The 21,820-nt window shown below is 56.9% G+C and carries 24 protein-coding genes and 1 pseudogene; 6 read left to right on the top strand and 19 right to left on the bottom strand.

The window, feature by feature from the left end; all coding sequences use genetic code 11:
- Window positions 1–253 precede the first annotated feature (253 nt).
- From asrC to DWX58_RS06225, 11 genes and pseudogenes are all read right to left on the bottom strand, one after another.
- The gene (asrC, locus tag DWX58_RS06275) at window positions 254–1,321 is read right to left on the bottom strand and encodes a sulfite reductase subunit C (RefSeq protein ID WP_118642119.1); all 1,068 of its coding nucleotides are present in this window, start codon (window positions 1,319–1,321) and stop codon (window positions 254–256) included.
- Between the two features lie 18 nt (window positions 1,322–1,339).
- Window positions 1,340–2,127: pseudogene (gene asrB / locus DWX58_RS06270) on the bottom strand (anaerobic sulfite reductase subunit AsrB).
- A 14-nt stretch (window positions 2,128–2,141) separates the two neighbouring features.
- On the bottom strand, window positions 2,142–3,179 hold the full coding sequence (asrA, locus tag DWX58_RS06265; RefSeq protein ID WP_118642118.1) for an anaerobic sulfite reductase subunit AsrA: 1,038 nt from the start codon (window positions 3,177–3,179) through the stop codon (window positions 2,142–2,144).
- Between the two features lie 311 nt (window positions 3,180–3,490).
- Entirely contained in the window at window positions 3,491–6,964 is a 3,474-nt protein-coding gene (locus tag DWX58_RS15880; protein WP_118642117.1) for an S-layer homology domain-containing protein, read from the bottom strand.
- Between the two features lie 495 nt (window positions 6,965–7,459).
- Window positions 7,460–7,969 carry a helix-turn-helix transcriptional regulator gene (locus DWX58_RS06255; protein ID WP_118642116.1) on the bottom strand — a complete coding sequence of 170 codons (510 nt, stop codon included), beginning with the start codon at window positions 7,967–7,969 and terminating at the stop codon, window positions 7,460–7,462.
- Window positions 7,970–8,052: 83 nt separating this feature from the next.
- Window positions 8,053–8,448 carry an SRPBCC family protein gene (locus DWX58_RS06250; protein ID WP_118642115.1) on the bottom strand — a complete coding sequence of 132 codons (396 nt, stop codon included), beginning with the start codon at window positions 8,446–8,448 and terminating at the stop codon, window positions 8,053–8,055.
- A gap of 4 nt (window positions 8,449–8,452) precedes the next feature.
- On the bottom strand, window positions 8,453–9,010 hold the full coding sequence (locus tag DWX58_RS06245; protein ID WP_118642114.1) for a DUF3795 domain-containing protein: 558 nt from the start codon (window positions 9,008–9,010) through the stop codon (window positions 8,453–8,455).
- Window positions 9,007–9,510, bottom strand: a complete 504-nt coding sequence (locus tag DWX58_RS06240; RefSeq protein ID WP_118642584.1) for an N-acetyltransferase — start codon at window positions 9,508–9,510, stop codon at window positions 9,007–9,009. Before DWX58_RS06240 ends, DWX58_RS06245 begins: the two co-directional genes overlap by 4 nt.
- A gap of 5 nt (window positions 9,511–9,515) precedes the next feature.
- Window positions 9,516–10,154, bottom strand: coding sequence for a GyrI-like domain-containing protein (locus DWX58_RS06235; protein WP_118642113.1), 639 nt, complete (start codon window positions 10,152–10,154; stop codon window positions 9,516–9,518).
- Between the two features lie 2 nt (window positions 10,155–10,156).
- The gene (locus DWX58_RS06230; protein WP_118642112.1) at window positions 10,157–10,480 is read right to left on the bottom strand and encodes a TfoX/Sxy family protein; all 324 of its coding nucleotides are present in this window, start codon (window positions 10,478–10,480) and stop codon (window positions 10,157–10,159) included.
- 1 nt (window position 10,481) lies between these two features.
- Window positions 10,482–11,390: a YafY family protein gene (locus tag DWX58_RS06225; protein ID WP_118642111.1), complete on the bottom strand. Its 909-nt coding sequence runs from the start codon at window positions 11,388–11,390 to the stop codon at window positions 10,482–10,484.
- 129 nt (window positions 11,391–11,519) lie between these two features.
- On the opposite strand from DWX58_RS06225, the gene DWX58_RS06220 reads away from it, so the two are divergent.
- Genes DWX58_RS06220 through DWX58_RS06210 form a run of 3 tightly spaced genes read left to right on the top strand, consistent with a single transcriptional unit; the run spans window position 11,520 to window position 13,259 of the window.
- Window positions 11,520–12,050 (top strand): dihydrofolate reductase family protein, encoded by a 531-nt coding sequence (locus DWX58_RS06220; RefSeq protein ID WP_243093290.1) that lies wholly within the window; start codon window positions 11,520–11,522, stop codon window positions 12,048–12,050.
- Between the two features lie 6 nt (window positions 12,051–12,056).
- Window positions 12,057–12,806 (top strand): GNAT family N-acetyltransferase, encoded by a 750-nt coding sequence (locus DWX58_RS06215; RefSeq protein ID WP_118642109.1) that lies wholly within the window; start codon window positions 12,057–12,059, stop codon window positions 12,804–12,806.
- 9 nt (window positions 12,807–12,815) lie between these two features.
- The gene (locus tag DWX58_RS06210; RefSeq protein ID WP_118642108.1) at window positions 12,816–13,259 is read left to right on the top strand and encodes a GNAT family N-acetyltransferase; all 444 of its coding nucleotides are present in this window, start codon (window positions 12,816–12,818) and stop codon (window positions 13,257–13,259) included.
- Window positions 13,260–13,310: 51 nt separating this feature from the next.
- Here DWX58_RS06210 and DWX58_RS06205 read toward each other — a convergent pair whose 3' ends face one another.
- From DWX58_RS06205 to DWX58_RS06190, 4 genes are all read right to left on the bottom strand, one after another.
- Window positions 13,311–13,787 (bottom strand): flavodoxin, encoded by a 477-nt coding sequence (locus DWX58_RS06205; RefSeq protein ID WP_118642107.1) that lies wholly within the window; start codon window positions 13,785–13,787, stop codon window positions 13,311–13,313.
- A gap of 155 nt (window positions 13,788–13,942) precedes the next feature.
- Entirely contained in the window at window positions 13,943–14,620 is a 678-nt protein-coding gene (locus DWX58_RS06200) for an alpha/beta fold hydrolase (protein WP_243093289.1), read from the bottom strand.
- 47 nt (window positions 14,621–14,667) lie between these two features.
- Window positions 14,668–15,114 (bottom strand): hypothetical protein, encoded by a 447-nt coding sequence (locus DWX58_RS06195; protein WP_118642105.1) that lies wholly within the window; start codon window positions 15,112–15,114, stop codon window positions 14,668–14,670.
- 13 nt (window positions 15,115–15,127) lie between these two features.
- A complete protein-coding gene (locus DWX58_RS06190; protein WP_118642104.1) occupies window positions 15,128–15,871 on the bottom strand; it encodes an EFR1 family ferrodoxin in 744 nt (247 codons plus the stop codon).
- Window positions 15,872–16,128: 257 nt separating this feature from the next.
- Between DWX58_RS06190 and DWX58_RS06185 the strand changes: the two genes are divergently transcribed.
- The 3 genes from DWX58_RS06185 to DWX58_RS06175 all read left to right on the top strand — a co-directional run bounded on the left by DWX58_RS06185 (window position 16,129) and on the right by DWX58_RS06175 (window position 18,160).
- Entirely contained in the window at window positions 16,129–16,644 is a 516-nt protein-coding gene (locus tag DWX58_RS06185; protein ID WP_118642103.1) for a YcxB family protein, read from the top strand.
- A gap of 371 nt (window positions 16,645–17,015) precedes the next feature.
- Entirely contained in the window at window positions 17,016–17,381 is a 366-nt protein-coding gene (locus DWX58_RS06180) for a metalloregulator ArsR/SmtB family transcription factor (protein WP_118642102.1), read from the top strand.
- On the top strand, window positions 17,378–18,160 hold the full coding sequence (locus tag DWX58_RS06175; RefSeq protein ID WP_118642101.1) for an EFR1 family ferrodoxin: 783 nt from the start codon (window positions 17,378–17,380) through the stop codon (window positions 18,158–18,160). The genes DWX58_RS06180 and DWX58_RS06175 overlap by 4 nt, the downstream gene beginning before the upstream one ends.
- 246 nt (window positions 18,161–18,406) lie before the next feature.
- On the opposite strand, the gene DWX58_RS06170 is transcribed toward DWX58_RS06175, so the two are convergent.
- From DWX58_RS06170 to DWX58_RS06155, 4 genes are read right to left on the bottom strand one after another with little or no spacing between them, the layout of a single operon-like run.
- The gene (locus DWX58_RS06170; RefSeq protein WP_243093288.1) at window positions 18,407–19,249 is read right to left on the bottom strand and encodes an ABC transporter permease subunit; all 843 of its coding nucleotides are present in this window, start codon (window positions 19,247–19,249) and stop codon (window positions 18,407–18,409) included.
- Window positions 19,246–20,046: an ABC transporter permease subunit gene (locus tag DWX58_RS06165; RefSeq protein ID WP_118642100.1), complete on the bottom strand. Its 801-nt coding sequence runs from the start codon at window positions 20,044–20,046 to the stop codon at window positions 19,246–19,248. Before DWX58_RS06165 ends, DWX58_RS06170 begins: the two co-directional genes overlap by 4 nt.
- Window positions 20,015–20,821, bottom strand: a complete 807-nt coding sequence (gene phnC / locus DWX58_RS06160; protein WP_118642099.1) for a phosphonate ABC transporter ATP-binding protein — start codon at window positions 20,819–20,821, stop codon at window positions 20,015–20,017. The genes DWX58_RS06165 and phnC overlap by 32 nt, the downstream gene beginning before the upstream one ends.
- 26 nt (window positions 20,822–20,847) lie before the next feature.
- Window positions 20,848–21,807 carry a phosphate/phosphite/phosphonate ABC transporter substrate-binding protein gene (locus tag DWX58_RS06155; RefSeq protein ID WP_118642098.1) on the bottom strand — a complete coding sequence of 320 codons (960 nt, stop codon included), beginning with the start codon at window positions 21,805–21,807 and terminating at the stop codon, window positions 20,848–20,850.
- Window positions 21,808–21,820: the final 13 nt, after the last annotated feature.

Raw genomic sequence — 21,820 nt, 5'->3', positions numbered from 1 at the left:
TCTTGCACCTGTCTGTGGAGCGGCATTCTACGTCATTTTGTTCGGAAGCGGAGCAGATCATGTGCGAGAAGCCCGAAGCCCCCCGTGTTGCAGGGGCTTCGGGCTTCGTACATTGAAGAAATGGTGCCGCAGCTATTTGTAAGCAATCGTTCATTGGATGCCCAACAAGCGCAGAAGCGTTTCGACCTACAAAAAGCCATCCTGTACCTGTTTCTCCTACGCCCCAATCAGGGGTACAGCTGCCAGTCAGGGATTATTCCTTGGGACCGGCGGTGTGGTGCATGGACAGGGGTTTCACATTGAAGTTGGAGCGGTATTCCGTCTCGTGCCAATAGAGATCCTCCGCCACCAGACATTCGGGATTCAGCTCCACGCCGTCCAGGATGATTTCCTTGAACTTCTTATAGCCGGCCCGGTCGATGAGGTGGCCGCCGTGGAGATACTCAGGCTTGTAGTCCATGACCCAGGCGGAGAACTTCTGCCAGTTCTTCAGCACGCCTAGGATTACGTCCTCGGTGGCCCAGTTGAGGAACATTTTGCCCGTACGGGGTGTCTGCCGGCCGGTGCGGCCGCCCAGAATCACCCGGTAGAACTTGGTCTCCTGGCGGGTCCAGGCGCTGGTGGGGCAGGCGCGAACGCACTCGCCGCAGCCCACGCAGCAGCAGGCGTCCTTCTCCACCTTGCCGATGGCCGGATTAGCGGACAGGACCCGGGTAGCTCCGTTCTGACAGGCCCGCACACAGGCGCCGCAGGCGATGCAGCGCTCGGGGTGGTATGTCATGCGCGCCACGCCGATGATGCCGAAGTCGCACATATGGGCCTTGTTGCAGTCGTTGGGACAGCCGGCAATGTTGATCTTGATGTGGTAGTGGCTGGGGAAGATGATGGGTTCGATCTTCCGGGCCAGCTCAAAGGTGTTGCAGTTGCCGCAGATGCAGTGGTAATTGCCGATGCAGGCGGTGATATTGCGGGCGCCGATGGTGGGATAGCCCTCCGTAGGATCCCAGGGGTGGGGCTCGTGGGCGATGGTGTCCATGTCCACGTTGCACAGCTCGGCGTCCACTTCCTTGATGTATGACTCCAGATAGGCGTTGACCGCCGGGATATTTTCGTAGGGGATGCCGGGAATGTCAAAGTTCTGGCGGGTGCCCATGTGGAAGGTGCCGTCGCCCCAGGTCTTGGCGATGTGCTCCACATAGCTGAGATACTTGGCATCCACCGTGCCGCCGGGCACGCGCATCTGCAGCATGAATTCTCCGGGCACCTTGGACTGCCGGTAGCAGTTCAGTCGGACCTTTTTGATGTTGATGTCCTGATTCATCCTCTGGCCCCTCCTTTCTCAGTCCACCAGGTCCCGGGCTACCGTGTAGGGGAACACCGGGCCGTCGAGACAGACATATACCTCATCAATGCGGCAGTGGCCGCACTTGCCCACCGCGCAGGACATTTTGCGCTCGAAGCTCATCCAGACCTTTTCCGGATCCACGCCGTGGTCCATGAGGGCCAGGCCGGTGAACTTCATCATGGGCGGCGGCCCCACGATCACCACAGCGTAGTCGCCGCCGAAGGAGTCAAAGGGGAGCTCCGGCACAAAGGCGGTGACCATGCCGGTGCGCCAGCCCTCCAGGGTGCCGTTGTCCAGGGTGTAAATGGTGGAAAAGTGGTTCTTCCATTCCTCCAGCTCGTTGTGGAACACGATGCCGTCTGCGTTCTTGAAGCCGCAGATCAGGTGGACCGACCGGGCGTAGCCGGGGGTCTGGGCCAGCATGTTGAGCATGGAGCGGACAGGAGCCAGGCCGGTGCCGCCGGTAATGACCACCAGATGCTTGTCCCGGAACTGCTCCACGGGCCAGCCCTTGCCGTAGGGCCCCCGGAGGAACAGGGTATCGCCCGCCTCCTTCTGGAAGATGACGTTTGTGACCTTGCCCACGGAGCGGATGGTAAACTCCAGCCATCCGTCCCCCTGGGCGGAGACGGAGATGGGGGCCTCGCCGATCATGGGGATGGACAGCTGCATGAATTGGCCGTGGGCGGGCTTGGCGTCGGTAGACACCCGGAAGGTCCACTCATGACGGCTTTCTTGACGCTCAGGATGGTACAGGCCTGAGGCTGGACAGGGTTCATCATAGCGCGGACCTCCTTTACTGACTGGCCATGGAAGCCTTGATTTCTTCCACGGCGGCAGATACTTTGTTGACGGTGGCGGTGATGGAGATCAGTTCCGGGCAGCGGTGGGTGCAGCGGCCGCAGCCCACGCACATGTGCTCCTCACCGAACCGAGCCTTGTAGTCATGGAACTTGTGGAGCACCTTGTAGCGCATGCGGTCAGCGGCGGTGGAGCGGAACTCACTCTGACCGGCCATCTGATCGAAGCCGGAAATCTGACAGGAGGCAGTTACCCGGCGGCGTTCGCCCACCTCGGGGTTGACACCGTAGATGACGTCCCGGGTAGTAAAGCAGGTGCAGGTGGAGCAAGCCACGGTGCAGGCGCCGCAGGAGATGCAGCGGCTGTTGTACTCCTGCCACATGGAATGGGACTTGAGAGCCATGCGAACCGCCTTGTCGCTGAGGTCGGGGATGGTGACCTTCAGCTCGTTTTCCTCCACAAAGGCATGGCTGTACTCGGCCTGGGGCATGTCCTGGAAGTAGGGGGCAAAGGACTCGTCGGCCACCTGTACCAGGAGCCCGTCGGCGGAGAACTTCAGGGCCAGGGCGTAATCGTCGGTGCGGTTGGTGCCCATGGACACGCAGAAGCAGGTGTCGTCGCCGCCGTTGCAGTCCATGACGGCGAACTTCACCAGCTCCCGGACCCGGATGTAGTACAGGTCGTCATAACCGCCGTTTCCGGCGTAGATGCGGGCCTGAATCCGCTGGGCATTGATGTCGCAGGGGCGGGCCAGCAGCAGGATGGGCTTGGTTTTGACCTTGCTGGCCCGATATTCATCCTCAGTAAAATAAAAAATGGCCTGTTGGATGGGCGTGATGACTTCTTTGGCGGGGTAGTCGGACTTGGTGTCCCAAACAATGTCGGCAAAGGAATCTACTTCGGCGTACCGGATGATGTCGGTGTCGGAGTAGCGGCCCTGCTTGGGAAACCGCTTTGGTGCGTAGACACGGTAGTCTTTCTTCAGCGCACGCAGTACGGCGTCCGCCTGGGAGACGGAGAGAGAAAAGCCCATGTTCAGTACCTCCCTAATATAGTGTGCCATTGAAAACCGTCCGCCCCGGAACCACGCAGCAGGGGAAATGCGGCTTTTGTCAGTTCCGCAGAAAATTTCCATATAGCTGGCATCAGTATAAAATAAATTACACAATTTGGATAGTAGTAATGAACACATGTTGAGAAATTATCGTGTGGATAGCGTGTGACAGACGGCAGTGGCGGCCGCATAGCGCTTCTCTGAGCGGTGAAAAGCAGCGTCCACAGCGGGATATCCCGCTGTGGACGCTGTGTTCTTTGCAGACAATTTTTAAGAGCAGTTTGAAGGACTTACCAGGTCACATATTTTTCACAAAACCACATGAGCATCACCGCGGCCTGAGCCCGGGTAGCCTGGCCCTGGGGGGAGAGGGTGGAGCCGTCGCCGGTGCCGCTGATGATGCCTGCGCCCACGGCCCACTGGAGGGCGGGGATGGCGTACTCAGAGACCTCCGAAACATCCGTATAGGAGAGAATGTTGGTGTTCTCGCCCACGGACACGTCATAGCCCTGATTCTGGGCCAGCCGCCACAGCATGAGGGCAAACTGTTCCCGGGTAATGGGGTCGTTGGTGCCGAAGGAGCCGTCGCCGTAGCCGGAGACCACGCCCTCACTGGTGGCCCAGCGGACCGCCTCGGAGTACCACTGGTCCTGGGGCACGTCGGAGAAGTTCATGGCGTAGTTCACCACCGGACTGCCTGCGATGCGCCAGAGAATGGTGGCGATCATGGAACGGCTGGTGGTGACGTCGGGGCCGAAGGTGGCGGCGCCGGTACCCGCCATGAGGCCGTGCTCATAGACATAGCGCACCGCCTCGGAATACCATGTGTCCTCCCTCACATCGGTAAAGGGCAGGGGTTCGGGTTTGACCTCCCGGAAGGAGATTTCGATCTCCACCTGTCCGGCGGGCATCTGGAAGGCGTACACGCCGCCGCCCTTGTGGGTCACTTCCAATTTCTTGCCGCTGCGGTCAGTGACCGTCAGGGTGTCCAGCTCCCAGCCCTCGTCGGGGGTGACGGTGAAGGGGAAGGTCTCGCCCTTTTCGGCGTAGCGCTTGTTGGCGGTGACCGTGCCGCCCTCCACCTCGCCGGGCAGGGTGACGGAGTAGGTGGGGTCACTGGAGCCGCTGGAATTGCGGGCAAAGTTTGCCGTGACCGTCACATCCCCGGCGGGCATGGTGAAGGTGGTGCTTGAGCCGGAGGCATCGGCAAAGGAGCCGCCATTGGAAGAAGTCCAGCCGGTAAAGTGGTAGCCGCTGTCGGGAGTGGCGGTGAGAGTAATGACCTCGCCCTCTGCCGCCGTGGTCTTGTCGGCGGTGGCAGTGCCGCCCTCAGACGCTTGGACGGTAACGGTGTAGGTGATCTTCTCCACCTGGCTGTGGAAGTATTTTTGCCCGGACACCAGGTCCGTGATCTTAGTTTCCGTGGCAAAGGGCGATCCCGCCAGCGGGGTAGCCCCGCTTTCGCTGTCGCCCGCCCGTGCCGCAATTTTTTCGCCAGCTTTGGGGGAGAGGGTCAGGCTCGTGTCGTTACCGATGGCTTTGCCGGTGGCGGTCACCGTGCCGCCGGAGATGATGATCGTGCCGCCGGAGCCGAAGTTGCCGGACGCGGTTATCCCCCCGGCGCCGATGCCCGCGCTGATGGTGCCTCCGGTGGCGTTGACCGTACCGCCGGAGATAGTGACCATGCCGCCGGAACCACCCGCGCCGCCGCCGATGCCCGCGCCGTTGACACTGCCCGCGCCGTTGACACTGCCCGTGGCGTTGACCGTGCCGCCGGAGATGATGACCGTGCCGCCGGAGCCTTGATAGCCGCCGCCGATGCCGGCGTTGCCGGAGGCGCCCGTGGCGTTGACTGTCCCGCTGCCGTCCTTCTGGCCGTAGATAGTAAGGCTGTTATTTCCGTCCACCTGGATGCCGCTGTTGACAGTGAGGGTGCAGCCGTCGGTCAGAATCAGGCGGACGTCGCCGGTGACGGCGGCGCGGGAGCCCAGGGTGATCTTCCCCACGGCCACATACCAGCCGCTTTCTGTATCTCCTGTCCACTGGGTCACATCCGAGGTCACCAGTGTGTAGTCTGAACAGGTCTGTAATGCGCCGGTTTCATCCACATAGGGGACAGGGGAATCGCCGTCAAATACTGAGCCGCTGCCGGTCACTCCCTCAGGCTTTGTTTCGTAGTAAACAATAGCGCCTTTGTTTTGGATGGCTCCGCCGTTGGTAAGGGTGCCTTTGGTAATAAGGACGCCCTCGTTGGTCAGGGTTGCATTCTGGGAGATGGTAAGGATGCCGTTGTTGGTAAGGGCCACGCCCTGGGAGAGAATGAGGGTTTTGCCTTCCTCAATGACCAGCGTCTTATCTGCGGGAATGGTGAAGTCCTCGATGGGGGTGACGCTGGTGCCGTACACGTTGCCCTTGTTTCCCTGGAAGATCACGCCCTGCCAGCTGCTCGTATCATCGTTGTCCGGAATGGCATTCCCGCTGTTGCTGCTGGCGAAGATCACAGCGCTGCCGCTTGTGCCAGTGGAGAAGCTGCCGCTGCCGCTGATGCCGCCGCCAATGCCTACACCGCCGCCCGTGGCGGTGACTGTGCCGCCGGAGATGATGACCGTGCCGCCGTTACCGCCGCTGCCGCCGCCGATGCCTGCACCGCCGTTGCTTGTGGCGGTGACTGTGCCGCCGGAGATGGTGATGTTCCCGCCGCTGCCGCCATTGCCGCTGTTGGTGCCGCCGCCGCCGATGCCTGCACCGTTGCTGCTGGCGGCGGCGGTGACCGTGCCGCCGTGGATGGTGATCGTGCCGCCGTGGATGGTGGTCGTGCCGCCGTCACCGCCGCCACCGCCGCCGATGCCTGCTCCATGGCCGACTCTGACGGTGGCGTTGACTGTGCCGCCGTGGATAATGATTGTGCCGCCGGAGCCGCTATAACCGCCGCCGATGCCCGCGCCGCCGGAGCCAGTGGCCGTGACTGTACCGCCGTGGATGGTGATCGTGCCGCCGTCACCGCCGCTGCCGCCGCCGATACCTGCACCGACGCTGCCCGTGGCAGTAACTGTGCCGCCGTAGATGGTGACCGTGCCGCCGTCACCGCCGCTGCCGACGCGGACAGGACTGCCGCCGCCGCCGATGCCAGAGCCTCTGCTGCCGCCCGTGGCGGTGACCTGACCGCCGTAGATGATCACGGTGCCGCCGCTGCCGGCGGGGTTCCCGCCGCCGCCGCCAATTCCTGCACCGCTGTATTCAAAGACATCGCCGTCGCCAGTGGCAGTGACCTGGCCGCCGTGGATGGTGATGGTGCCGGCAGTTTCGCCATCGCTGTTTTCACTGCCGTTGCCTCCAATACCGGCATTGTGGCTGCCGGAAGCAGCATTGGCAATGAGCTGGCCGGTGCCGCCGGACTGGCCGTAGATGATGAGGCTGTTGCCCTCCGCCACCTGGATGCCCCCGTTGACGGTGAGGGTGCAGCCGTCGGCCAGGATCAGACGGACGTCGCCGTTGACCGTGACGCTCTGGGGGACGGTCTCACTGCCGATGGTGACGTCGCCCTGGGCCACATACCAGCCGGTAGCGGTGTTGTTCCAGTTGGTGGTACTGTTGGTAATGGTTGTGTAGTCGCTGACCGACTTTGTTGCCGAGGTCAGCGTGGATGTGTCCTTGTTCCAGCTGTACTCGATGAAGGACACCGTATCCCCCGCCAGCACTGTGGTGGGCAGCAGGCTCAGGCAGAGCGCCATACAAATGAAAACACTGAACATCCGTTTTTTCATATGGTACCTCCTCTTCGCGGCGGCGGGCCGACTTTTTTGTGTTTCCCGGGGCAGAGATATCTCGGTATGGGGAACCCCATACCGGGAAAGGGCCATGGCCCTTTCCCATTCTCTGTTCTGTTCCGACGCACCAAATGGGGCATCCTTCTCCTGACTATTACTTTACCACAAAAAAATCCATTCCGCTATGCTCCTTTTTGCCCCCTGAAATGGCTCATTTTTTTGAAGGGGACACAGCTTGAAAATGGGACTTTTGGCATAAAAACAGCGTGATATCCAAAAATCATGGAATATCACGCTGCCTTTGTGTCAATTTTCTTCTGTTCGCGAGCGCGAACAGAATGGCGCTTCGCACCCATTGGAACATATATTTTTTCACTTTATCTGGTTGAAGATCCCAAGCTTTTCCGAATCTCTGCCAGATCGTGCTTTCTTGTCTTAGGGGAGGGGTGCATGTGTGCGGTGCGCCCATGCTGCTGTCCAGCCAAACCTAATCTATGCTTTTTTTCGCGTCAGCCAAATTCCAACCATTGCCGCCAGCAGAATCAAGGGAGCCAGCTGGACAAACAACCACTCAAATGCGTGAAAAATCGTACCTGCAACGGCGAGTTCCGGGTCACTGAAATCCCAACTAAGGTAAGGGCTGCCTGCTGCGAGCAGCATGGCAAAACCCAGTCCAATGCCCGCATATAGCGTAATGAGCAGCCAATGGAGGATGGCTGTTCGCAGGGCTTTTCTCCGTGCAAGCTGCAAATTGATGATTTCCAGCTTTTCGGCAAGCGCTTTGACGGCGTCCGCCTCCGACTCCGCCACCGTCTCTCCCAGCAGCGTGCTCACGGGGGTCTCCAGAGCCTCCGACAGGGCGATGAGCAGGTCGGAATCCGGGACGGAGCGTCCCTGCTCCCATTTGGAGACGGTCTGCCGTACCACATTCAGCTTCACGGCGAGGTCCTCTTGGGAGAGCCCCTTTGACTTCCGGATAGCCTTGATGTTTTCGTTCAACATGAGGGATAACTCCTTTCACTCAGGTGTTACCGCCATTGTAGGGAGAATGACCCGTTGCCGCAAGCAACGCAGATTAACACGGCCTACTTTCCCAATTCCTTCCGCAAATCCTTCAGATAGAGCCTCTGCTGCCGCTTCAAGTAGCCGGGGACAAGGGGCCGCATCCAAAAACGCCTGGCGGTGACGGTCTCAGAGCAGGTGAGAAGGGTGCCGTCCTCTGCCGCTTCAAAGATTCCCTCCCAGGAGCCGGACATGTTTTCGTTTTCCATGACAAAGGCCCAGAAGCGGGGCGGCTCACAGACCGTGACGGTGAAGCGGGTGGCGAAGCCGCTTTTGGAGTGCTCTACAAAATGGATTTCGTCCAGGACGTCCACCCGTTTGAGGTCGCTGCGCCAGGCGGTGCGGCTGAGGTCGGTCACCGTCTGCCACACCCGTTCCACCGGGCAGGGGAAATGGACCGTCACTTTGGATGTGGACATGGAATCACCTCTGTTTCGGTTTTTTGTTGAGCTTCAAGCTGATGTTCCGGCGGTCCGCCGTCTCTTGCAGCAACTCCACGGCGGCGAGAGCCCGCTCCTTGATTGGCAGTCCGGCAAGTTCCGGGCGGCTGTCCAGGGCAGACATCACGGACTGCAAATCATCCAAAGGCAGGAGATAGACCGCCGTGTTGAAAAGAGTCTTGCGGCGGCCATCGTTGTAATGGGCCAGAAGCACATCTAAAATCGTCCGTTTTTCCTCCAGTTGGGCAAGGTAAGTGTCCAGTCCAAGCGTCCGGGCCAGGGCAATGTCCTGCTGCTGGTTCCGGTGGGGGACAAAGGAGTCCCCGTCGTCGAAGCCCTCATAGCGGGAACAGGGGTACTTCGGGCACTGCCAGCAGAAGGAAACGCCGCCGTGCTCCAGGGAGCACTTGGCCATGGCGCAGCTCTGGTTGCCTGCACCGCCGCCGCAGCCGGGACAGTAGCCGCCCAGGTGCATGGAGCACAGGGCGCAGTTGAGACCGCACAGGGAGAAACGGGTTTCAGTACGGGTAAAGCCTTTCATGGTATTTCCTCCATATCAGCATGATTGGTGATGTCCCGCAACATTAGATATTCTGTGTCTTTTTCTTCTAAAATTCGAAATCCTGCTCGCTCGTACAGATGCAGAGCTGGGTTCTCTTTCTGAACGGAGAGGGATGTCCGAAGCACCCCATTCTCCTGTAGCAAAAGCAAAAGGGTATTCAGCAGTTGGGTCCCGATGCCCAGCCCGCGGTATTCAGGCAGCAACGAGATAGCCAGGGATGGCGTATTGTTGTCGATGTGACCGTAGTCCTCCATGATACGGCTCCATGCCGCACCCACCACTTTTTCCTCTGTCTCGGCCACCAGACAGTAGTCACCAGGCTGTGTGCCGAAGCCTGTAACATAGACCTTTAGCTCCGGCAGATCTACCACTGACCGGGGCGGCGACTCAACGCCCTCCGGGAGATAGATGGCTTGGTAGAGAAATTCCCGCAGAAGTCTGTACTCTTCCGGGCGTATTTTGCGAATAATCGTGTCAATCTGTTTCATAGCAGTGCCTTCCTGATTGGGTGCCGGATGACGGTTTTCAGCCGCTCGGGTTTGTACCGCCGCACATCGCTCAAATAAATCTCGTGGTGGAACCGGTCCGCCCCAAAGTCCGCCTCATAGCCCTGGTTTTTGGCGTATTCCGCCATGGCGGTTACCGTGGCAGGCTCGCTATCATAGGGGCCGATGTGCATGCACTGGACGCACAATCCCTCCTCCCAAGAGAAAAACTCCACCGGGGAGAAGTCCTGCTGTTTCTTTTCCGTGGCCTCTCGGATGGCCCAGCGGAAGACCTCTTTCGTCACAAACTCCGGCAGGCGGATGAGGGAGATCCACTGGAAATCTTCCTTATGGGCGTAATCCACCCCGTGGATGCCCTCCTGCCACCACAAGCCTTCCAGGGGCGGCACCACGTAATCAAAGTAGCCCTCCAGCCGGTGTTTGCCCATCTTGCTCATTTTGATGGTGTAGGCCACTGCGTAAAGCAGTTCCAGGGCCTGCTTGTATGCGCCGCCCTCCTGGTTGGGGTCGCCTTGCCCCCGCACCGCCAGAAAGTTTATAGGAGGAACCGCAAGGATCTGCGGCTCAGACGGCAGCAAGTAAAATTCCTTGTATGCTTTTTTATAATCAAAAGCCATGGTCATTTCCTCCGCGTCTTCTTTGGGGTGCGTTTTAGAGCCTCACAGGTAATACGGGTCAGCGCAGTCATCCGCTCCCGGTCCTCCACATCCTCCACCCAGAGATAGTCCCTGGCCCCCTCATAGGGCGGAGCCTTGGGCAGGTCAGGAAAGGCCGTTTCCCCCTGTGGGGTGGCTTTTACAAAAAACTGATCGTCACAGATGACGGCGAAGAATACATTGTCGCAGTAGAGACCGTATTCGCCGAACATCTTCCGGCTGCGGATTGTGCCCGCCTCCCGCAGCTGCTCGGCCACATAGTCCACAAAGTCCTGATGAGACGCCATATCAATTCCTCCCGTAACGGTGAGCCAGTGTTTCAGTCAAATTCCGCAGCTGCTCCCGCAGTTCTTCTGGTTCCAGCAACTCCGCCTTGTCTCCAAAGGTCAAAACCCAGCTGAGCACGCTGTCTCCATCGGGAAAGCCGCCAGTAAAGCGAAGCTTGCCGTCTGGTTCCACCGAAAAGCGGTCCGCCCCGTACTCCTCCACCAGCCGCCAGCGGCAGGATGGGTCAAAGAGGACGGTGACCTGGTATTTGACCGGAAAAACCCGCTCCGGCTCCAGGTCGGGCAGCGGTGCGCAGCGAGGGGGAAAGGGCTCACCGGTAGAGAGCTCCGTCATGCGGTTGAGTTTAAAAAGACGGAACTCCTCCCGCATCCGGCACCAGCCCCACACATACCAGGCCGACCAGTGGAAAACCAGGTAGCTGGGTTCCACGGTGCGCACCGACTCACCCTTAGGGGAGAAGTAGGTAAAGCGGATGGTGCGGTGCTGCTCGATGGCACCCTGAATGAGTTCGATTTTCGGCGGCAGGCTGGTTTTGTACCAGGAGGAGAGATCGATGAGCATGTGGGCGCCGCCGGGGACCAGTCCGCCCGTCCCGGCAGACAGCTTTTCCATCAGCTGAGCATAGCGCCGGGTGCCGCTGACGCTGTCCAGGCTCCGCAGCCCCGCCAGGATGGCCTGCATCTCTGGTGCAGTGAGCACCGTGCGGTCCACCCGGTAGCCTTCCATAATGGAGATGCCGCCGCCCGCGCCCTGGGTGGTGGCAATGGGAATGCCGGCCCGGCACAGGGACTCAATGTCCCGCTGAATGGTCCGGCGGGACACCTCGAACCGTTCCGCCAGCTCCGGGGCGGTGACCTTCGCGCGCTGGAGCAGAATGGACAGGATGCCGATGAGCCGCTCCATCTTCATAAGAGCCACCACCTTTCCTAATACTGTCTGCATTATAGCACAGGAACCGGACAGCTGTCTGTCATGTTCCAATTTGACTTGTTCTTTTTGCGGCTCTTGGGTACAATAGGGGCAACGGAGGAGATGGCCATGGGAAAGAGCGTACTGTATCTCACCATGAGTGTGGACGGGTATCTTGCGGACGAACAGGGCGGCGTGGACTGGCTGGTGGGTGACGGCAGCGAGCCGGATACCCCTGGCAGTTATCCGGCATTTTTGGAGACGGTGGACGCCATCGTCATGGGCTGGACCACCTATCATCAGCTTGTCACGGAGCTCTCCCCGGACAGCTGGCCCTATGGAGACCGTCCCTGTTATGTGGTGACCCACCGGCAGGAAGCGGATCAGGAGAACATGTTCTTCTGGAATGGAGAACTGACTGTCCTGGTGGACAAACTGAAAGCAGAACATGAGGGTAATGTCTGGATCTGCGGCGGTGCGTCCGTGGCCGGGCAGCTGCTGAAGGAGGGGCGCATCGATCAGCTGTGGCTGTCGATTATTCCCACGGTGCTGGGAAAAGGTGTGCGGCTGTTTCCCGAGCTTTTGCAGGAATTGCCGCTGAAACTGGTGAGCACGGAGCATTGGAACGGGATTGTGGATCTGGTATATGAAAAACGGTGATAAGCGATGAGTGATCAATTTATCAATCTGACCGAAGATAATCTGGCCCAGGAGCACCTGTGCTGCATCATTCGCAGCAAAAAACCACACCCGGGAGTGGAGGATAAGCGGGCCTGGCTCAGAGAGCGTCTCCGTGAAGGCCATGTGTTCCGCAAGTTGGATGCCAAGGGGGTGGTGTTCATTGAGTATGCCCCACTGGAGACTGCCTGGGTGCCGGTGGAGGGGGATAACTATCTCTACATCTATTGTTTGTGGGTCAACGGAGACTTCAAGGGCAAGGGCTACGGCAGGCAGCTGATGGAGTACTGCCTGGCCGACGCCAGGGCCAAGGGAAAATCCGGCGTGTGCATGCTGGGTGCGGAAAAGCAAAAGGCTTGGCTCTCGGATCAGGCTTTTGCCGAGAAGCATGGGTTTGAAACCGTGGACACGACTCCAGACGGTTACCGCCTGCTGGCCCTCTCTTTTGATGGAACCACGCCCCGATTTGCAAAGAACGCCAAGCAGTTGGAGATTGAACAACAGGAATTGACTGTATATTATAGCGACCAGTGTCCTTATATCCATCAAAGCGTAGAACTGGTGCGCAAGACCTGTCAGGAGCTGGAGGCATCCTATACCCTCATTCCGGTGGATACCTTGGAAAAGGCCAAGGATTTGCCCTGTGTGTTCAATAACTGGGCAGTATTTTATCATGGGAAGTTCGTGACAGTGAATCTGCTGGATGCCGCCGCACTGAAACGTCTTTTGAAAAAGTAAGGTGTATCCATGAAAATCAAAAAAGTTGAAACGGATAAAAAGCAGTACCTGGATTTGCTTTTGCTGGCGGACGAGCAGGAGGATATGATTGACCGCTATCTGGAGCGTGGGACCATGTATGTGCTGGAGGATAATGGAGTCAAAGCCGAATGCGTGGTGACAGACGAGGGCAGTGGTATCCTGGAATTGAAAAACATTGCCGTGGAGCCGGACTGGCAGGGCAGGGGGTACGGGAAGACATTGGTGGATTTCCTCGTCCGAACCTACAAGGAGCGGTATACGGTGCTGCAGGTGGGCACCGGGGACAGTCCCTCCACTATTTCGTTTTACGAGTCCTGCGGCTTTCGCAGGCATCATCTGGTCAAGAACTTTTTCACCGACCACTATGACCACCCCATCTATGAGAATGGGGTCCAGTTGGTGGATATGGTGTATTTGCAAAGAGAGATATAAAAAAATGGAGTGTCTCAATCGACACTCCACTTTTTTGAGATTTGGGATGTGTTACAGCTTCAAGCCTTCCGCCCAGGCCTTCAGCTCGGCCTCATCCAGACGGCCATTGAGCATCCGGCCATCCACAATCTTGGCGCCGGGGGCGCTGGCCTGGAGTCCAGAAGCCGACTTGCCCAGACCGCTGCCGCCGGAAGTGGCGAAGAGGACAATGGTCTTGCCGGAGAAGTCGTATGCCTCCAGGAAGGTGTTGAGGATGGTGGGAGCCACATACCACCAAACAGGGAAACCCAGGAAAATCACGTCGTGCTCAGCCACCGGAGCGTCGGTATCGGCCAGAGCGGGGCGGGAGTGGGCATCTTTCATTTCCACGCTGGAGCGGGAATCCGCGTTTCTCCAGTCCAGATCGGCGCTGGTATAGGGAACAGCGGGCTTGATCTCATAGAGTTCCACACCTACGGCGTTTGCCAGAGCCTTTGCTGCCTTGGCGGTGGTGCCGGTGGCGGAAAAATAAGCAACCAATGGGTTCATAGAAATAACCTCCTTGTGCATTGTTTGGCTCCATTGTAAATCCGATGTCCTAAAATGTAAAATGCTCATTTTCTATTGACCGGTATTCGAGCAAGGCATGTGACCTCTTTCGATATGGAGATACCGTTGCGTTGGCCTTTTCTGATGGGGGCTCCTTACTCCTGAGAATCCGCCGACTGCAGAAATTCCTCAATGGCAGCCACCGTTTGGGCCTGCTGCTCCTGGGCGGAGATGGAGGCGGGAAGATCCCCTTTCTGCGGGCCGTAGTTGCTGAACTGAGCGTGGTTGCCGCCCTCGATCTCCACAATGTTTTCCGTATAATCGATGTGGTCCTCTACACTCTGGTTGAGGGAACCGTAAATGGTCAGCGTTTTTTCATCCGGATAATTGCCGTAGATGTAGGCACCCATCAGAATGAGCCCATCTACCTGGTCAGGATGGTCTGAGGCAAACTTGGACGCCATAGCGCCGCCCATGGAGTGCCCGGCGATATACCAGTGCTGGAATTCCGGAAACTGAGTCATTACCTGGTCCGCTGCATCGGCATCAAAAATCGCCATATGAAAGGGCATATCGACCAAGATGCAGGTGACGCCGATTTGTCGGATCTGATCCAGCAGGGGCAGATAGGCTTCCGCCTCCACCTTGGCGCCGGGATAAAAAATGATGGCGGTGTCCGTGGGAGAAGAAGGGGAGAGAATGGTCAGGTTGTCCTGCACCGTGATGCCGCTGTCCTGGGCCAGCACCTGAAGAGCCACATCCTCCGCCCGGTAATAATCGGATACGTACCAGAAAAATGCCCCGACCAGAATGGCCAGAAGCAGAAGAACCATTCCGCCGGCAATAAGCCACTTTTTGTGCCGGCACATTCCCTTTGTTTTCATGCGCCAATCACCCCCATCAGGATATGCCCCATCAGGGCCAGGGTGAACATAATGAGAAACCCGGCGATCATCCAGCCCAGCGCTTTGGAGTAACCCTTGGGTGTGATGCAGCCCATGGTGTCCAGCTTTTTGATGGTGGGGTGCAGCCGCCAGAAGTAGGTGGCAATGGACAAAATCATGGCTACTACCGCCCACAGTTTGATCTGCTCCGTGCCGATTACAAGGATCACTGCCAGCAGGAAAATGAAAATCAATTTTACGCCGGCCACCCAGTTCACCAGATAGGAGGCAAACAGCCGCTGTTCCTCACTCACGGGGTTGAAATAGGCATTGAACACAGCGACTCCGTTGCCCAATCGACTGCCCGGCCAGAAGTAGAGAATGGCCACATTGGCCGACTCCATGATGATAAAAATGAGAATTGCAATTGACAAAAGATCCATGACTATGTGCTCCTCAAATTTGCTCATCCTGGGGGAGGTAGGCCCGAATGGTATAGCGGCGCCGCCCGGCTGTGGACGTTCCGTACTGGATAGCCTGTTGGGGACATTCGTTGATGCAGCGCAGGCACTGACAGCATTGGGCAGCCCATACCGGCATTCCGTCCCGGAGAGAAATGGCGGATGCCGGGCAGTTCCTGGCGCACTGGCCGCATCCATTGCAGCTGTCCTCAACAAAAAAGGATTTTGTGCTTCGGGCAAATTTGTTAAATCCAAAGTTGACCAGGTGGGACTTTACTCCGGCCAGGGCTCCCTCATGAACCCGGTAGACCCGCACCTGCCGTCGGAGCTCCTGGGCGATCCGGTCCAGTTCCTCCCGGGCCGCGGTGATTTTCCGGAGGATCTCGTCTTCGCCGTCGGGCTCAGAGCTGATGATATAGTTGTTGGGCATGAGAAGGCTATAGCTGCTGCTCAGAGGGTAGAGCTTAGAAAACCGCTTCATGGTCCGCCCGGCATCTCCTCCGCAGGTGCAGATGCCGAAGGTAAATGCCTGGGTTTTGGGCAGCGTTTTCACAAACTCCGCCATAATCTCCGGTACGCCCCAGGCATAGACCGGAAAGACAAAGCCGATCTGCTTGGCATTGGCCATATCCGGCTGTTCGTTCAGGTTAGTAATGTCATAGGCAACATCGCCGGTGAGGCGGGCCAGCTGTCGGGCTACCCACGCTGAGTTGCCGGTTCCGGAAAAATAGAAAATCATCGTCTACGCTCTCTTCCTATGCCTGCTGAGGCATTCTAAAATCAAGAAATCAGATGGCCCTATCATACCGTTCGTGCCTCGGCCTGTCAATGATCACTCGGCAGGGACGGGATGAGTGTGGGCGGAAGAAGAGCGGTATTCGGATGAGATGAAATACTCTTAAAGAAAATTAAGAAATTATTCATGGTAAATTCTGTTTTATCTGATATAGTGATGCATCCGTTTCTAAAACTGGCGTGACGGCTGGGGAGGTATTTATGGAATTTACTTGTCACACTACATACAATCAAAAGGCACTGACTGCCATGGCGCGGGCAGTTCGAAAAACAGTCCGGGCCAAAAGAAACCGGTGGATGCACCGCTATGCACGGATTATCATAGGCGTTCTTTTGGTGTCACTCTGGCTGTCTTGGGGGAATGTATGGCAGACGGCGCTCCACTGCGTGGCTATTGCCGGGATGTTGCTGATCAACTGGAAAGAGGATGCGATTAACGGCTATTTTGCAAAACGCAAGGCCATGGCGGGGACGGAATGCTCCGATACTATATTCTATCCTGAGTATTATCTGGTGAAGACTGCCGCAGCGGAATCCAAGTGGCAGTATGATAAGATCCTTGCGTTGGCAGAGACCGGAGATTACCTCGTTTTTGTAGTGGGAAAGGATCACGCGCTCGCGATGGAAAAGGCAACATTGGAGGGGGGAAGTACCCGGGAATTTTTTCACTTCATAGAAGAAAAGTCCGGATGCAGTATTCAGAATGTTGGGGGATAGGATACAAAACAGGTTGCAAAATTGCGACTCCAGGCCTCTGGAAAAGATCATCGCAAAGGGCGGTTAGACAGAGACTTCTGGGAAAAAGATTAAAAACCGACCGGTTTCTATCCGCGAAGAGATCATAGTTTTCACACATAACAGACAAAAGCGTCTTCTGAAATTTGCGGGGTTCAGAAGGCGCTTTTTCAGTTTGGTTTGCAGTTTAATATGATTGATTCAATTACTTGCAGTTCAGTTTCGAGGAGCAATCCTATTTTCGGTGGAACGTATAGGAAAATGAGCTTGATTTTCTTTACCAATCATCCATGCGCAATCGTTTGTGCTATAATGGTTTATCAATATTGACCGTTGGAAAGGAAGGCGACAGGATGGAGGAGGCAATGGAAATAAATTGCAATGAGTTGGCGCAGAAATTTAATGCCTGCCGTCCTGCTTTATGTGCCATTGGAGATGAAACACGCCAACTCATTCTCCGTGTGCTCATTGAAAATTGCGGAACAGGAGGTTTGCGCGTAGGCGAAATTCAAAATTCTACAAATATATCGCGTGCAGCGGTGTCCCACCATCTGAAAATTTTAAAGGATGCAGGCATCGTGAACGTCAGACGAGAAGGCACAAAAAATTTCTATTATTTGGATACTGCAAGCAGTACTTTGTTTGCAGTATCAGAGCTTTTCCATCAAGCAGTGGAACAAATGAGACAATGTCCAACATATAAGGAGAAGAACAAATGAGTCTATATAAAATTATGTTCAGTCCTACTGGAGGCACGGATAAAGTTGCTGAGCCATTTGTGCAGGCCTTTGACCAGGAGCCGAAAACAATTGATCTGACCGATTGTACAGTGGACTTTCATCAAATTTCATTGGCCGAGGAGGATACCTGCATCGTGGCGGTGCCTTCTTTTGGCGGACGGGTTCCGGAGATTGCGGCGTCGCGTTTAGAGCAGATCCGTGCAAATGGTGCAAAAGCCATCTTGATTGTGGCGTATGGAAACCGGGCCTACGATGACACGTTGCTGGAATTAAAAACGATACTGAGAAACTCGGGGTTCTGCTGCGCAGCAGCTGTTGCTGCTGCCGCAGAACATTCGATCATGCATCAGTATGCAAAAGGACGCCCAAATCAAAATGACTTGGAAGAACTGTCTCAATTCGCAAAACAAAGTTGTCAGCGCATAGAGGAAGGCAAAATACCAGAGAATTTGGACCTTCCGGGCAGCAGCCCATACCGGGAGTATCACGGTGTACCCATCAAGCCAGTTACCGAAAAGAATTGTACGAAATGCGGATTGTGTGCGAAAAAATGCCCTGTTCAAGCAATTTCGTTGACCAATCCATTTGAAACTGATGGTAAAAAATGCATTAGCTGTATGCGCTGTGTCAGTATCTGTCCCGTTCATGCCAGAAGCATAAATAAAATTATGGCGGCTATTGCAGCAAGCAAGCTGAAAAAAGCTGCAGTACACCCAAGAAAAATGAGCTGTTTCTTGGAGTATAATTCCGCTGTATAGCATTATGAAAAAATGCGGCCGAAATGAAATGTAGAATATTCGTAATTTTTGAGGATGGCTTTGCAGTGTGAACAAAGCATACATCAAGAGCCGTGTTTGCAGTCATTCCATAAAATACGTGTATTGCTGTCTAGCTATCATCCAACATATTCTGAACAAACGAACAGCAAACGGACTTATTGGTTGGGAGGTACCTCCAGTAAGTCCGTTTGCCGTTTTTCATAAGAAATGTAATTTTACGAAATGTCAATAGAATTTTTTCTTCACACGAACAAAGAGCCGCTCGATGCTATAGGCCACCAGAAACACCAGCAGGATCGCCACACCGGCAGTGCCGTAGTCGTAGCCCTGGAGGCTGTTGGAGATGACGTAGCCTACACCGCCGGCGCCCACCATGCCCAGGATAGCGCACTCGGAGAAATTGGTCTCCAGGCGCATTCCGGCCCAGGCCACGATTTGGGACAGAGCGGCGGGGAGCACCGCGTTGACGAAGATGGACAGGCGGCTGGCGCCGGTGACCTCCAGGGCCTCGATGGTTTCATCCGGTATGCTTTCAAAGCTCTGAGCAAAGGATTTGGTGAAGAAGGCAGTGGTGTGGACGCACAGACCCGCCACGCCGGCCTCCGGCCCCATGCCGAGGCACACCAGCATCAGGAGTACCCACACAGGCGTGGGTACCGCCCGCAGGAAGGTAAAGAAGGATTGAGTCAGCACCGACAGCCAGGGCAGACGGAAAATATTCCGGGCCGCCAGCATTCCGAACAGGATGCCCAGTATCAGGCTGTAAAGCAGCGAGAGTACCGCAATGGAAATGGTCTCCACCAGGGACGAGAAGATCAGGTCCATGTTGGAAAAGTCCAGGTGAAAAAGGTCCCAGAAAACGAGCCCGATGTCCGGTACCCGGGAAGCCATCTTGGCCCAGTCAATGTCCAGATACAGCAGACTGAGGATAGACAGCACGGCTGTCCCCGCCAGAAAGGCCGGGATAAACCGGTTGCGCCGGCGGCACTTTACCGGAATCTTTGTCCGCTCGCTCCGTGCCGGCCGAGCCGCGGTACCGGAGGCGTATTTCACCATTTCAGCGTTCATTTTAACAGCTCCTTCCGCAGTTTCCCGGTGATCTGGTCCACCACGATGACCATAGCGGCAATCAGCAGGATGATCGAGAGGGCGATATCGTAGTGGAAGCTCTTGATGTAGGAGAAGAGCGTCAGGCCGACACCGCCGCCGCCTACCATTCCCACGATGGTGGAGGCACGAATATTGACCTCCACGCAGTAGAGAAACCAGGAGAGGAAGCCGCTCAGGCAGGAGGGGAGGATCGCCTGGGCCACCCGCTGGGGAAAGGTGGCTCCCACTGCCTGGAGGCTCTCCACGCAGTCCTGGGACACATCTTCCATGGTCTCCACAAAGGCCCGAACCATGAAAGCAAAGCTGGTGATGCACAGGGCCACAAAGCCCACACCGGTGCCGATGCCCAGGGAGGAAAACAGGATAAAGGCCCACACCAAGGCGGGAATGTTGCGCAGAAAGGTGGCAAAGCCCCGAACCACTTTGGCAAAGCGGGGGAAGGGGGAGACCTTTTCGCTGCCGAACAGGGCCACGAAAAAGGCCAGGATGGCTGCCACTGTGGTGGCGGACATGGCCAGAGCCAGGGTCACCAGGACACTGGAAAAGATACCGGGAATCCGGCTGGCGGGGGGCAGGGCAGGGGGGAGAAAATCCTCTGTGATGAATTCCCAGAAAGCGTCCCCATTGGCCACCAGCACCATAGGATTAAACTCCGTCAGATAACTGCAAAGCAGAAACAGTGCCACAGCTGCCAGCAGGAATCCGGTATAGAGCCGCTTTAAATCACGCGCAATGAGCGGGATCCGCTTGGTCATTGCCATGTCCTCCAATCATCAGATTTTCCCGGGAGGTGCCGTAGATCCGCTCAATGGTGGCATCGTCCAGTTCCTCCGGTCTGCCGTCAAACACAATTTCGCCCTTGGACAGGCCGATGATCCGGGTGGAGTACTTCAGGGCCACATCCAGCTGGTGGAGGTTAACGATGCAGGCGATGTTCCGTTTCTGGGTCATGCTCTTGAGCAGGTCCATGATGGTCTTGGCGCTGGAGGGGTCCAGAGAGGCGATGGGCTCGTCGCACAGCAGCAGCTTGGGCTGCTGCATGATGGCCCGGGCGATGCCCACCCGCTGCTTCTGACCGCCTGACAGGTCACTGGCCCGGTTATAGGCAAACTCCTCCAGCCCCAGCTCCTTCAGGAGATCCAGTCCCTCCTGCTTGTCCTCTTCGCTGTATAGGCCGAACACACCCTTGAGTCCGCCCATATAACCCAGCCGTCCGTGAAGGACGTTTTGCAGCACGGACAGGCTGTAAACCAGGTTGTAATTCTGAAAAATCATGCCTACCTTGCGCCGCAGCTGCCGCAGCGCCGTTCCACGCTGGGCGGAAACCGCCTGGCCATCCAGCCAGACGGTGCCACCGTTGATGGGGATCAGGCGGTTAATGGCGCGCAGAAGGGTGGATTTTCCCGACCCAGAGGGGCCGATGACGGAGATAAACTCCCCCTCTGCCACCTCAAAGGACACGCCTTTCAGTGCGTGCACACCGTTGGGGTAGTGCTTGGATACATTGTCAAATCGTAGGATCGGTTCCATATTGTTCCTCCTGTGCGTCTTGCCGCTTAAAACTCGTTGATAATCTTGTTGAGCTCGATGATGGCTTCGTAGTCGCTCATATCGCACTCGATGAAGCGGGCGTTGGGGACCTTGATGACATCGGCAAAGTAGTCCTCGTTTTCATAGCTGGTCAGGAACTCGGTGAGCTTGTCCCGGGTCGCCTGGTCCACGTGCTCGGCCACCACCATGGCCTCGGCGGGGATGGCGCCGGACTCGTGGATGATCTTTACATCACTCTCAGAGGCGTTGCCGTTGGCAATCTCAGAAGCCAGAATCTGGTCGGAGATGGGAGCCACATCCACATCGCCCTTCACCACTGCCTGGAGACCGGCCTGGTGGGAACCGGAGAAACTCACCGCCTCAAAGAAGTCATCGTTGGTGTGAAGCATATCGGAGTTCAGTTCGTCCTCCGGGAAGGCCTTGATGATCTCCGCGGTGGGCACCAGGTTGCCGGAGGTGGAGTCGGGATCCACGAAGGCCATGGTGCGGCCCTTGATGTCCGCGATGGAGTTGATGTCATCGTTGGCGCTGTTGGTGATGAACACGGAGTGGTAGATCGCCTTGTCGGGGTCGCCGTCCTCTGCCTTCATGACGATGGGCTCCAGATCGGTGCGCTCCACGCCCAGGGCCAAAGCCTGAGAACCCATGTAGGCCATGTCGGCGCTGCCGGTACGCAGAGCTTCGATAATGGCGTTATAGTCGCTGGCCTGGATTTCTTCCACTTCGCAGCCCAGGAACTCACCCAGGTCTTTGGCAAGGCCGTTGCGGGCATCCGCGCTCTCGGCGGTAGATTCGTTGGGGGCGTAGGCGATGGTGAACACACCGTCCTCTCCGCCGGGGTTGGAGCTCTGGCTGCCGGAGGCATCCGGCGTATCGGTGCCCCCAGAGGTACCGCAGCTGGCCAGCAGAGAGACCGCCATCACGGCGGACAGGGTCAAGGACAAAACCTTCTTATTGATGTTCATGTGATGTAAGCTC

The organism is Pseudoflavonifractor sp. AF19-9AC, assembly GCF_003478995.1.
Classification (GTDB): Bacteria; Bacillota; Clostridia; order Oscillospirales; family Oscillospiraceae; genus Lawsonibacter.
The sequence above is the reverse complement of the archived record's forward strand: the minus strand, read 5'-3'. Positions and strand labels throughout refer to the sequence as shown.